The sequence below is a fragment of the Microbacterium sp. NPDC088619 genome (genome assembly GCF_044752825.1).
Taxonomy (GTDB): domain Bacteria; phylum Actinomycetota; class Actinomycetes; order Actinomycetales; family Microbacteriaceae; genus Microbacterium.
Genome location: NZ_JBIVLZ010000001.1, coordinates 1,625,005 through 1,637,484, shown reverse-complemented (window position 1 = coordinate 1,637,484; position 12,480 = coordinate 1,625,005). Strand labels below are relative to the sequence as shown.

The 12,480-nt window shown below is 69.1% G+C and carries 10 protein-coding genes; 2 read left to right on the top strand and 8 right to left on the bottom strand.

What is annotated here, in order from left to right:
• Positions 1-12 precede the first annotated feature (12 nt).
• The 8 genes from ACIP5T_RS08125 to ACIP5T_RS08090 all read right to left on the bottom strand — a co-directional run bounded on the left by ACIP5T_RS08125 (position 13) and on the right by ACIP5T_RS08090 (position 10,464).
• Positions 13-1,617, bottom strand: coding sequence for an SPFH domain-containing protein (locus ACIP5T_RS08125; RefSeq protein WP_400862151.1), 1,605 nt, complete (start codon positions 1,615-1,617; stop codon positions 13-15).
• Between the two features lie 258 nt (positions 1,618-1,875).
• Positions 1,876-2,304 (bottom strand): MarR family winged helix-turn-helix transcriptional regulator, encoded by a 429-nt coding sequence (locus ACIP5T_RS08120; protein ID WP_400862149.1) that lies wholly within the window; start codon positions 2,302-2,304, stop codon positions 1,876-1,878.
• Between the two features lie 226 nt (positions 2,305-2,530).
• Positions 2,531-4,714, bottom strand: a complete 2,184-nt coding sequence (locus tag ACIP5T_RS08115; protein ID WP_400862147.1) for a heavy metal translocating P-type ATPase — start codon at positions 4,712-4,714, stop codon at positions 2,531-2,533.
• Between the two features lie 52 nt (positions 4,715-4,766).
• Entirely contained in the window at positions 4,767-7,028 is a 2,262-nt protein-coding gene (locus ACIP5T_RS08110) for a heavy metal translocating P-type ATPase (protein WP_400862145.1), read from the bottom strand.
• Positions 7,029-7,064: 36 nt separating this feature from the next.
• Positions 7,065-8,021, bottom strand: coding sequence for a heavy-metal-associated domain-containing protein (locus ACIP5T_RS08105; protein ID WP_400862144.1), 957 nt, complete (start codon positions 8,019-8,021; stop codon positions 7,065-7,067).
• The gene (locus ACIP5T_RS08100) at positions 8,021-8,230 is read right to left on the bottom strand and encodes a heavy-metal-associated domain-containing protein (RefSeq protein WP_400864677.1); all 210 of its coding nucleotides are present in this window, start codon (positions 8,228-8,230) and stop codon (positions 8,021-8,023) included. Before ACIP5T_RS08100 ends, ACIP5T_RS08105 begins: the two co-directional genes overlap by 1 nt.
• A 274-nt stretch (positions 8,231-8,504) precedes the next feature.
• Positions 8,505-9,182: a LuxR C-terminal-related transcriptional regulator gene (locus ACIP5T_RS08095; RefSeq protein ID WP_400862143.1), complete on the bottom strand. Its 678-nt coding sequence runs from the start codon at positions 9,180-9,182 to the stop codon at positions 8,505-8,507.
• Positions 9,157-10,464 (bottom strand): PspC domain-containing protein, encoded by a 1,308-nt coding sequence (locus tag ACIP5T_RS08090; protein WP_400862141.1) that lies wholly within the window; start codon positions 10,462-10,464, stop codon positions 9,157-9,159. Before ACIP5T_RS08090 ends, ACIP5T_RS08095 begins: the two co-directional genes overlap by 26 nt.
• Positions 10,465-10,578: 114 nt before the next feature.
• Between ACIP5T_RS08090 and ACIP5T_RS08085 the strand changes: the two genes are divergently transcribed.
• Both ACIP5T_RS08085 and ACIP5T_RS08080 read left to right on the top strand, forming a co-directional pair.
• Positions 10,579-12,138 carry a PspC domain-containing protein gene (locus tag ACIP5T_RS08085; protein ID WP_400862139.1) on the top strand — a complete coding sequence of 520 codons (1,560 nt, stop codon included), beginning with the start codon at positions 10,579-10,581 and terminating at the stop codon, positions 12,136-12,138.
• Positions 12,135-12,473, top strand: a complete 339-nt coding sequence (locus ACIP5T_RS08080) for a hypothetical protein (RefSeq protein ID WP_400862137.1) — start codon at positions 12,135-12,137, stop codon at positions 12,471-12,473. Before ACIP5T_RS08085 ends, ACIP5T_RS08080 begins: the two co-directional genes overlap by 4 nt.
• Positions 12,474-12,480 lie beyond the last annotated feature (7 nt).

The following is a 12,480-nucleotide window of genomic DNA, read 5'->3' as shown; positions in this document are numbered from 1 at the left end:
CGTGTGAGCTGACTACTCCGCTGCGGAAGCCGGCGCTGCGGGCGGCGGCGGAGTGGTCGGGGTCGACTGGCGCGTCGCCGGAGCAGGCTGAGCCGATGCTGCGGCCACGCCTTCACCGATGCCACGGCCCACGGCCTGCCCCTGGATGATCGAGGCCAGGTCGAGTCCGGTCGCCGCGCTGACGCTGTCGAACACCGACTTCAACGCCTTCGCGCTGTCGGCGCCGACGACGCTGGATGCGCCGTCTTCGCCCGAACCGCCGATGATCGAGACGTTGCCGATCGCGGCGTAGCCCTTCGAGAACTCGGCCATGATCGACGGCAGGGTGTCGAGCACCCGCTGCGACAGGAACGCGTCCTGGTTCGACGCGATGGCCTTCGCCTCTGCCTCGACGGCGGCGGCTCGCGCCTCACCCTCGGCGCGGATGGCGTCTGCCTCGGCGTTCGCACGCAGGCGGCGTGCCTCGGACTCGGCCTCTGCTTGCGCACGCAGTGCGTCGGCCTCACCGGTCGCACGGGCGATGGCGGCTGCGGCCTCACCGTCGGCCTTGGCGCGGTCGGCCTGCGCCTGTTGCTCGGCGATGCGGGTGCGGGCCTCAGCCTGCTTGACCTGCTCGATCGCGCCTGCCTCTGCCGCACGCTCACGCGTGTAGAGCTCGGCCTGCGCGCGGGTCTCGGCCTCGTACCGCTGCGCGTCGGCGACGCGCTTGACGTCGGCATCGAGCTGCGCCTGCTTGTTCTCCGCCTGCTGCTGCAGCACGGCCTGCTGGGCCTGCTCACGGGCGAGGTTCTCGGCCTGCTCCGCCTCGGCGCGCGCGCGGCCGATGCCGGCGTTCGCGTTGGCGGTGTTCGTGTCGAGGGCCGTCTGCTCGACCAGGTTGGCTTCCTGGTTCGCGATGTTCTTCTGGTTGATCGCACGGTCGGCGTTGGTCTGCGAGATCTCGGCGGACTGACGCTTCGCCTGGATCTCGGGAGCACCGAGCGACTGGATGTAGCCCACCTTGTCGGTGATGCCCTTGATCTGGAACGAATCGAGGATCAGACCCTGCTCGGCGAGCTCCTGAGAGACGTCGGCGGCGATCTGGTCGGAGAACTTCTTGCGCTCGCGCATCAGCTCGACGACCGAGAGGGTCGCGACGATTCCACGGAGCGCACCTTCGAGCTGCTCGGTGGTGAACTGCTCGATCGCCTTGTCCTGAGAGGCGAATCGCTCCGCGGCGCGGCGCACGAGGATCGGGTCGGAGCCGATCTTCACGATGGCGACACCGTCGACGTTGAGCGTGACGCTGTCGAGCGACTGGGCTTCGGCGTTCAGTGAGACCTGGCGCGAGCGCAGCGAGATGATCTCGTGGCGCTGGGTGATCGGGTTGACCAGGGACTTGCCGTTCACGATGACCGTGACGGGCGACTCCGACATCTCGTCCCGCGACGTGCCGTCTGCAGCGATGACGGCGCGTTGCACCTTCTGCTTGCGCCCTGAGATGACGAGCGCCTCATCGGCGCGCGCGACCTTGATCCAGCTGCGTGCGAACAGCAGCAGGATGAGCAGGACGACGATAGCGATCGCTATGCCGATCCCGACGATGATGAGGATGCCTACGACTCCGGCGATCTCCATGAATGACCTCCCTGGTTCCCCCCGAGGGGGCGGTCTCGGATGCCGGCGCGGCCGCGCGGGCGTTCACGCTCCACCCTGCCAGAAATCACGGGATGCCGTCGTGGGCGCGGACAACTCGGGAATGCGTCGCGTCGGGAGTGCGTCGCGTCGGGAGCGTGCCGCGTCGGGAGGAGAAGTGCGCGTCGGGAGGAGTCTGCAGCCCTGATTCTCCTCCCGTCGGGGAGAACTCCTCCCGTCAGGTCGGACCCGACGAACCGGTCAGTGGCCGCGGAGCTTCTCCGCCAGGTCGCGCAGCGTCCTCAGCTCGGCGTCGTCGAGACGCGACATCCGCTCGGCGATCGACCGTCCGTGCACCGTGGCGACGTTTCGGAACTGACGGACGCCGGCATCCGTGGCCCTGATCAGCGCACCGCGCCCGTCGTCGGGGTCTGGGCACTTCGAGACCAGTCCGCGGGCGACCATGCGGTCGACGAGACGAGAGACGCTCGGCTGGCTGATCAGCATGTTCGCGGTGACATCGCGCAGACGCGCTGACATTCCGGCCGCGCGCGTGACGGTGAGCAGGACGTCGTACTCCGCCTGCCCGAGGTCGGTGTGATCGAAGTCGGCGTTCATCTCGGTGAACAGCTCGTGCTGAGCGCGGAACAGGCTCTCCCATGCCTCAACGGCGAGCTTGCGATCGGTCATGGTGAACAGCGTAGTGCGAACAGTAAAGGGCCGGTCGGAGAGGCTCCCGACCGGCCCTTGTCCCTTGCACCAAGAGTGTCCTGCAATCACATGCGGTGTATGCCACAGCAAACATTCACCGTGCGATCACTCTATAACGGCGAGATAACGAATGCAACGGTTTGGTCACGGAATCTTCGAGAGGTGTGCGGGCGCCGCGCGCCGCGCGGTCCGCGGCACGCGGTGGTCAGCGGTCCAGAACGGCCCGCGTGCTCGCTTCGGGGGTGAGGTCGATGCGGCGCAGCAGCTGCGCGTTGAGGGCGACGACGACGGTCGACAGGGACATCAGGATGGCTCCGACCGACATGGGCAGCACGAATCCGACGGGTGCCAGAATGCCGGCGGCGAGCGGCACAGAGAGCAGGTTGTATCCGGCGGCCCACCAGAGGTTCTGCTTCATCTTGCGGTATGCGGCACGGGAGAGCTCGATCACGGAGATCACCGACCGGGGGTCGGAGCTGGCGAGGATCACGCCGGCCGAGGCGATGGCGACGTCGGTGCCGGCGCCGATCGCGATGCCGACGTCGGCCTGCGCGAGAGCGGGCGCGTCGTTCACGCCGTCGCCGACCATCGCGACCTTCTTGCCCTCGGCCTGCAGCTCCTTCACCTTTGCCGACTTGTCTTCGGGGCGCACGCCCGCGAACACCCGGTCGATGCCGAGTTCCGCGGCCACCGCCTCCGCGACAGCCTGCGCGTCTCCGGTGATCATGACCACCTCGACGCCGAGGCGATGCAGCGCGTCGACGGCCTGCTGGGACTCCGGGCGCACCTCATCGGCGAGCTTCACACCGCCGACCACCTGCCCATCGACGACGACGTGGAGGATGATCGCCCCTTCGCCTCGCCAATCGTCGGCGGCGGCGATCTCCTGACCGCCCACCTCGTCGAGGAGCTTCGGACCCCCGACGCGGACCTCGTGGCCGTCGACGAACGCCGTCACACCCACTGCGGGGGACGACGTGAATCCGGAGGCCTTCGCCAGCGTGAGGCCCTTGTCCTGGGCGGCGCGGACGATGGCGCGGGCCAGGGGGTGCTCGCTGTCGCCCTCGGCGGAGGCTGCGAGGACGAGCAACCGGTCCCCGTCGAGGTCGCCGGTCGGCTCGATGAGGGTGACCGTGGGTGCGCCTTTCGTCAGGGTGCCCGTCTTGTCGAACAGGACGGCGTCGACTGTGCGCATGCTCTCGAGCGCGAGACGGTCCTTGACGAGCACACCTCCCCGGGCCGCACGTTCCGTGGCGATCGACACGACCAGCGGGATCGCCAGACCGAGCGCGTGGGGGCAGGCGATGACCAGCACGGTGATGCTCCGCACCACCGCCGCATCCGGATTCCCGACGACGGTCCAGACCACGGCGGTGAGGGCGGCGGAGATCAGGGCGAACCAGAACAGCGATGCTGCCGCCTTGTCGGCGATGCGCTGCGCCCGGGAGGACGAATTCTGGGCATCGGTGACCAGACGCTGGATGCCGGCGAGTGCGGTGTCATCGCCCGTGGCGGTGATCTCGACGCGGAGGCCGGAGTCGGTCGCGACGGTTCCGGCGGTCACCGTGTCACCGGTCTTCCGGGTGACCGGGCGCGATTCGCCGGTCACCATCGACTCGTCCATCGCCGCCGCCCCGTCGATGATGAGGCCATCGGCCGGCACGCCCCCACCGGGGCGGACGACGACGATGTCACCGACGGCGAGGTCGGCAGGTGCCACCTTGACGATCTCGTCGCCCTCGACCCGCTCTGCCTCATCGGGAAGGAGCGCGGCGAGGGAATCGAGCGCGGATGTCGTCTGCGCGAGGGAACGCATCTCGATCCAGTGACCGAGCAGCATGATGACGATCAGAAGCGCGAGCTCCCACCAGAACTCGAGCTCGTGATGCAGCAGACCGAGTGTCGCTCCCCACGAGGCGACGAACGCGACGGTGATCGCGAGGCCGATGAGCAGCATCATCCCCGGCGTGCGGGTCTTGAGCTCGCTGATCGCGCCGGTGAGGAACGGCCATCCGCCCCAGGCGTACATCACGGTGCCGAGGATCGGCGCGACGAAGCGCGCCCACCCGGGGACCTCGTATCCGAGGATCATCGCGAACATCGGTGAGAACACCACGACAGGCACCGCTATGACGAGGTTGATCCAGAACAGTCGGCGGAACTGGCCCACGTGATCACCATGGCCACTGTGTTGACCATGGCCACTGTGTTGACCATGGCCACTGTGTTGACCATGGCCACTGTGATGACCATGGCCGCTGTGGCCTGTGTGCTCCACGTGATCGGGCTGCATGTGCTGCCCGTGGGCTGTTTCTGCACGACGACCGTACCCCTCGTGCGGGCTGGCGGCGGGGCGGGGTTCCTGGTGGTGCGCATGCGGATCGGTCATGGTGTTCCTTCCACGGGAGAGGACGACAGCGAAGAGCGGGGGCGGTCTGGCGCTATCGGGTGATGCTCGTGAAACCGCGCAGTCGGAGGCTGTTACCGACCACGAAGACACTGGACAGGGCCATCGCGGCGCCGGCGAGCATCGGGTTGAGCAGTCCGAGGGCTGCCACGGGAATTGCCGCCACGTTGTAGGCGAAGGCCCAGAACAGGTTCGTCTTGATGGTGCTGAGCGTCTTGCGCGACAGGCGGATCGCGTCGACGGCGCTGCGCAGGTCGCCACGTACCAGCGTGATGTCCGACGCTTCGATCGCGACGTCCGTGCCGGTGCCCATCGCGAGGCCGAGGTCGGCCTGCGCAAGGGCGGGGGCGTCGTTCACGCCGTCGCCGACCATCGCGACGATCTTCCCCTCGGACTGCAGACGGGTGATCACGTCGACCTTGTCCTGGGGCAGCACCTCGGCGATCACCTCGTCGATGCCCACCTCCCGCGCGATGCGCCGCGCCACGGCCTCGTTGTCGCCGGTGAGGAGCACCGGCGTCAGTCCGATCGCTTTCAGCTCTGCGATGGCTTCGGCGCTCGTGGGCTTCACCGTGTCGGCGACGACGAGGATGCCGCGAGCCTGACCGTCCCACCCGACGGCGACGACGGTCTTGCCCTCGCCCTCCGCTCGAGCCTTCGCGGAAGCGACCTCGCTGCTGAGGGTCTGCGACCACTCCGCGAGGAGCGTCTCTCGTCCCACGATGACGGCGTGGCCCTCGACGACGCCCTGTACGCCCTTGCCCTCGATATTGATGAAGCCCTCCACCGGTGCGAGGTTCCCGGTCTCCTGGGTGGCGCCCTTGGCGATCGCCTGGGCGATGGGGTGCTCGGAGGCATCCTCGAGAGCCCCCGCGAGGCGCAGGAGCTCAGCACGGTCGTTGCCCGGCTCGAGCACGACGTCGACGAGGGTCATCTTTCCGCTGGTGACCGTCCCGGTCTTGTCGAGCACGACGGTGTCGACCTTGCGAGTGGATTCGAGCACCTCCGGGCCCTTGATGAGCACGCCCATCTGCGCACCGCGGCCGGTGCCCACGAGCAGAGCCGTCGGCGTCGCCAGGCCGAGGGCACACGGGCACGCGATGACCAGCACGGCGACGGCAGCGGTGAAGGCGGCGGCGACGGGGAACCCGGCACCGAGCCACCCGCCGAGGGTGATGACGGCGATGACGATCACGACGGGAACGAAGACACCGGAGATCCGGTCCGCAAGCCGTTGCACCTCGGCCTTGCCGGTCTGGGCGTCCTCGACGAGCTGCGCCATCTGCGCCAGTTGCGTGTCGGCGCCGATGCGCGTCGCCCGGATCACAAGACGTCCGCCGGCATTCACGGTCGCTCCGGTGACGGTGTCTCCCTCGGTGACTTCCACAGGTACGGACTCTCCGGTGAGCATGGAGGCGTCGACAGCGGAGGTGCCGGAGGTGACGATGCCGTCGGTGGCGATCTTCTCGCCAGGTCGGACGACGAACTCGTCGCCGACGGCGAGATCCTCGACGGGGATCTTCGTCTCGACGCCGTCGCGCAGCACCGCGACCTCCTTCGCGCCGAGTTCGAGCAGGGCGCGCAGAGCGGCGCCGGCCTGCCGCTTGGAGCGCTTCTCGAAGTACCGGCCGGCGAGGATGAACATCGTCACCCCGGCGCCGACCTCGAGGTAGATGTTCGCCGCGCCGTCTGAGGGCGCGAGCGTGAACTCGAACGGGTGCACCATCCCCGGGGTGCCGGCGGTTCCGAAGAACAGCGCATACAGCGACCACAGGAATGCCGCGCCGGTGCCCATCGAGATGAGCGTGTCCATCGTGGCCGTGCCGTGGCGGAGGTTCGTCCAGGCGGCACGGTGGAACGGCAGCGCACCCCAGATGATCACGGGGGCGGCCAGGGCCAGGGACGCCCACTGCCAGTAGGTGAACTGCAGCGCGGGCACCATCGCCATGGCGATGACCGGGACGGTCAGGATCACCGAGGTGATCAGGCGGATGCGGAGCGAGCGGAGTTCCGGATCGCTGTCGTCCCCCTCCACCTGGACAGGGTTCTTCGTGTGCTTCGGGGCAGGCACTGCTGCGGAGTATCCGGTCTTCTCGACCTCGGCGATCAGAGCGGCCGCGTCGTAGCCATCGGGGACGGTGATCTTGGCCTTCTCGGTGGCGTAGTTCACGGTGGCTGTGACGCCGTCGAGCTTGTTCAGCTTCCTCTCGATCCGCATCGCGCAGGATGCGCAGGTCATGCCGCCGATCTCCAGTTCGATTCCGGTGGCCCCGCTCGCGGGTGCTGAGGTGCTCATGAGATCTCCTTCGTATGGGTGGGCGCTGACCGCGGGTCAGTGCCCGTCCGAATGCGTCTGGTCGCCGGAGTCGTCGGAATCCTCGACGTCGCCACCGTGCGCGGCGTCGACGACGAACTCGGCGGTGTGGACCGTGCCGTCGACCTGGAAGTCGAAGTACAGGAGGTAACGGCCGTCGGTCGGCACCTCCGCGCTGAACCCGATCGTGGGTCCGGCCGTGTCGCCTGCCTGGGGTTCGTCGCCCTCGGCGTGCACGTGCAGGTAGGCGAGGTCGCCTTCGCGGAGTGCGACGAGGTGGCCGAAAGCTCCGAGGTACGGCTCGAGAGCGGTGACCGACTCGCCGTCGCGGGAGACCGTGACGGCGAGCTCGCTCGTCGAGCCGGCAGCCACGTCGCCCTCCAGGGTCACGGTGAAGCCGTCGACCTCATCCACCCTGCTCGCCTCGGTGGGCGCCGACGTGAACTGACCGTCGACGTGGAGCAGCTGCGTGAGGGTGACGCCGGACGCGTCCTCGCCTGCAGGGGTGAAGTCTGCGAACGCACGGTACGTGCCCGCCTCGTCCCAGCGCCACGGGATCGACCAGGTGCCAGCGGCATCCATCGTGGGATGGACGTGCTGGAACCGGGAGCCGTCGCTGCGCACGACGATCAGGTGCAGCTCCTTGTCGTGCTCCTCGGCGAAGTCGGTCACGGCGGTTCCATCGGCGTGCTCGACGTGGAAACTCAGGGTGCCGTCTTCACCGATGACGCGCGGTGCGGCCACCGGCGAGAGGACCAGATCGGCGTCGGAGAGCGAAAGTCCCGTGAGCGCCTGTGCGGGGGCTGCGGTGGTGGATCCGGTGTGCTCACCGCCGTGCGACGGCCGCGTGCTGCTCTGTTCGGTCCATCCGGCCACCAGGCTCTCTGGAACGATCAGGCCGGAGAGGCCGAAGGCGGCGCCGAACGCCACCACCAGCCCTCCGGCGTACAGCCCCAATCGCGTACCGGCGTTCATCAGATGCGCACCGCCGAGTAGCCGGCCTCCTCGACAGCGGCGAGGACCTGGGCGTCTTCGAGGTCACCGGTCGAGTTCACCACGAGCTTGCCGGTCTGCGCGCTGACCTGGATCTCCTGCACGCCGGCGATCTGCGCGACCTCCTCGCGGACTGACATCTCGCAGTGCCCGCACGTCATGCCGGTGACCTGGTACTCGTTGCTGTTCATGCTCATGTTGTTCTCCTCGGTTCGAATACCCCTAGGGGGTATAAGTAGTAACGTACCCGGGCGCACGCTATTCCCGCAACCCGGGGGAGGGCGTCGGTCACGCTCGGTCGCTGAGTCTGGCTCTCCGTAGCCCTCTCGGGGCGGGGAGACGCACGCGAATTCACCATCCGGATCGCGATGACCAGGGATGCGAGCAGGGCGAGGATCGCGCCCCGATGAAGGGGTGGAGGGGCGCTGTGCGAGCGCGTCGCGCCGGACGACTCGACGCCGGATGTCAGAGCAGTCGGCGCTGCGAGGCCCAGACCGTGAGTTCGTGGCGCGAAGACAGCTGCAGCTTTCGCAGCACGGAGGAGACGTGCGTCTCGACCGTCTTGATGGAGATGAACAGCTCCGCGGCCACCTCCTTGTAGGCGTATCCGCGGGCGATCAGCCTCATCACTTCCTGCTCGCGCGCCGAAAGCCGATCGAGTTCGTCCGTGGTCGTGGCGATCTCGCCTGCCACCGCGCCGAAAGCGTCGAGCACGAACCCGGCGAGCCGGGGCGAGAACACTGCGTCTCCGCCTGCGACGGCATGCACCGCTCGGCTGACCTCCCCGCCGGATGAGCCCTTCGTGATGTAGCCGCGCGCCCCGGCGCGGATCACCCGCACGACGTCCGCCGCGGCATCCGACACGCTCAGCGCCAGGAATCGGGCGGTCGTCGGCAGCGAGCCGCGGATCACCGATTCCCCGCCGGTGGAGTCGTCACCGCTGCCACCGGGAAGATGCACGTCGAGCAGCACGACGTCGGGCGCCGTGTCGCGGATCATGGCGATCGCCGACGGCACGTCGGCGGCCTCGCCGACCACCTCGACGCTCGCATCGAGATCGGCGCGGAGCCCCGAGCGGAAGATCGAATGGTCGTCGACGATCACGATTCGGATGCTGTCAGCCACGATCGTCCTCGCCGTCATCCGTGCGCGCCTGCGCATTGGGAACCTGCACAGTGGGAACCTGCGGGTTGGCCGCGCCTCGCGGCACGGTCGACAGCCGCAGATGCACCTCTGTGCCGGTGTCGTCGCTGCGAACGGTTCCCGAGCCCCCGGCTCTGCGCATCCGACCGATGATCGACTCCCGCACGCCCAGGCGGTCGCTCGGCACGTCGTCCAGCAGGAACCCGGGGCCGCGATCGCGCACGAACACGTCGACATCGGTCGCATTCCCCTCGATGTACACCGAGACCTCACCCGTCGCGTGTCTGGCTGCGTTCAGCATCGCCTCTCGCGCCGCTGCGGCGAGTTCGCCGCTCGCGCGCTCCGTGGAGAGGCCGGCCGAGACCACCTCGATGCGCACCGGGTAGTCGAGCTCGAGGCCTCCGGCGTAGTCACGCAGGTCGGTCGCCAGATCGCTGTCGGCCGGGGCGTCTCCGTCGTACAGCCAGGCTCGCAGCTCGCGCTCCTGAGCCCTCGCGAGCCGGGCCGCCTCGCTCGACGCTCCCGCCCTGTTCTGGATCAGCGCGAGGGTCTGCAGCACCGAGTCGTGCAGGTGCGCGGCCATCTCGCTGCGCTGCTCCTCGCGGATGCGCCGCACACGTTCACCCGCTAGGTCACGCCATCGCGGGATCAGGGTCGACAGCAGAACTGCGATGATCCCGGCGAGCGGGACGAGGACGAGTGCGACACCGGTGTCGCCGACCGGTCGGGTCAGGAGCAGACCGAACAGCATCGCGAGGAGCGCGACCGAGAGGATCCTGACGAGCATCGTGTGTCGAGGGCCGCGCGCGGTGTCGGTGCGATCGATCAGGGTCGCCCACAGCCCGGCTCCGGTCGCGACTCCCGCGGTGCCGAACACGACCACGGCCGCCGCATCCGAGGGCACCGTGCCGGCGAGCCAGTCGCTGCCTCCCCGCCAGAAGAGCACGACGAGCATGCCGACCACGGCTGGAGCGAGCAGCATCCACGCCACCGGGACGCGTCGCGACGGGGTGCCTTCGTCGTCCGCCCAGGGCGTGAACGCCCAGCACCACGCATAGAGCAGGATGCCGGCCCCGCCGCACATCGTCAGCGCGATGAAGAGCGCGCGGATCATCCACACTCGAACGCCCAGGTGGCGGGCGAGACCGGCGCTGACGCCGGCGACCAGGCAGTCTCGGTCGCGCGTCAGCGCCGGACGCGGCTCGCGCCGGGGACCTTCTCCCGCTCGCGGCGATACGCCGGTGCGGGCGGGTCGCGCGGAGGCGGTCGCGGAAGAGGACATGTCGACATCCAATCATCCGTCGCGTGGATCCGGGGCCTCCCCGGGTGAGAACCAGGGGCAGCTCAGGGGTTCACCCCATGGCAGGGATCCGACCGGGAGAGACAGGATTGACCCATGACGATTCCGACTGCGCCACCGCCTCCCGTCGACCAGGCCGGCACGCCGAGCCCGGCCGTTCCGCACGGCGCCGAGCGCTTCCTCCTGTGGGTCGCCGGTCTCGGCGTCGCCCGCTCAGACGGATGGCTCGGCGGGGTCGCGTCCGGAATCGCCGCCCGACTGCGGATCGACCCGCTGATCGTGCGCGGCGTCCTCGTGGTCGCAGCGCTCTTCGGCCTGCCGGTGATCTTCCTCTACGCCCTGGCATGGGCGCTGCTGCCGGATCTCGACGGCCGAGTCCACCTCCGTGACCTGCTCCAGCGCAACTACCAGCCCGTGCAGCTCGGCCTGCTGGGCATGGCCATCGTCGGGTTGATTCCGACGGCTCCGCTCACCGGACGCCTGTTCGGGTTCGGATACGAGAGCTGGTCGGCGCTGGCGGTGTTCAGCTGGGTCGTGGGGCTCGTCATCGTGGGTGGCCTGCTCTTCCTGATCGTGCGTGCTGCAAGCCGCACCCCGGGTGCTTCCGCGCCTGATCTGCGGGTGGGCCCCGCAGATCAGGCGGCCCCGGCGGCATCCGCTCCCCTCGGCGGTTCGGGTACCGCCGAGGGGACGGATGCCACACTCGCAGTCGCGTCCGAGGAGTACGCCGTCCCCGAGGCCGCCATCGCACCCACCGCTTTCGCAGACGCGCCGCCTGCTCCGCCTGCGCCGCTGCCCTCCGGGGTGCAGGATCCGGCAGAGGTCGCCGCGTGGCGGATCCAGCATCGGGCGTGGAAGGAGCAGGACCAGGCGTGGCGTCGGCGTCAGCAGGACGCCGAACGCATGGCCCGTGACCAGGTCAGACGTGAGCGCCAGGCGGAAGCCGCGGTGTTCGCCGCCGAGGCCGCGGAGCGCCGTCGCATTCGCCGCGCCTCACGCCCGCGTGCCGGCTTCGCGATCGTCGCCTCGGTCATCGGCCTCGCGATCGTGATCGGCGCGTTGGTCGGCTTGAGCAACGGGGGTGCTGCAGTGGGTGGCGCACTCGGCCTGCTGACGGCCGCGCTGGTGCTCGCGATCGGGATGATCGTGGCCGGGGCCCTCCGACGACGAAGCGGCTTCCTCGCCTTCACGACCGTGCTGACGCTCGTCGCCGGACTCGTGGCCGGTGGTTTCTCGGCATTCCAGGGCGTGAGCGTCGGCTGGGCATCGATCTCGAACAACGAGGCGGCGCACGTGCGCCAGCCGTTCGGCGATCTCTACATCTCGCTCAACCGGCACGACGACGCTCCCCGGCCGATCGTCGTGGAGAAGGGCGCCGGCAGCACCTGGATCTCGGTCGACCCCGGTGTGCAGCTGCAACTGCGGGCGACAGTCGGAACCGCCGACGTGAGTTGGACGCGGGTCGATGCCGGCACCGGCGCGATCGTCGACAGCGGCACCTGGACGGCGACCGAACGCGGTGGCGAGTCGGTCGTGGCGGAGACGATCTCGGCCGAGAACGCGCCGACGACGACCGTGCAACGCGTGACCATCGATCAGAACAGCGGCGAGATCAACATCACCCTCATCGAGGCTGAGGAAGAGGACGAGCGATGACCACCCAGACGAGCACAGAAGCGGCGACCGCCGCATCCGTGAACCACACCGAATCCGTCGCGCCGCCGCGCACACGCTGGGCGGCCATCCTCTGGGGCCTCCTGTTCGCCGCAGTGGCGGCGACCTCGCTCTGGCTGATCGCCGACGATGACCGCCGGGCGGGCATCGCCGACTGGGCGCTCTCGCTCACGCCCGTCACGGTCAGCACCCTGATGATCCTGACCATAGGAGTGCTCGTGCTCGTCACCGGCGCATCCGCATTGCTCCGCACGGTGCAGCGCCGCACGTCCGCCGGCGCCCTGCGGCATCCGGCCGACGAGGTCTCGGGCGAGTAGTCGAGAA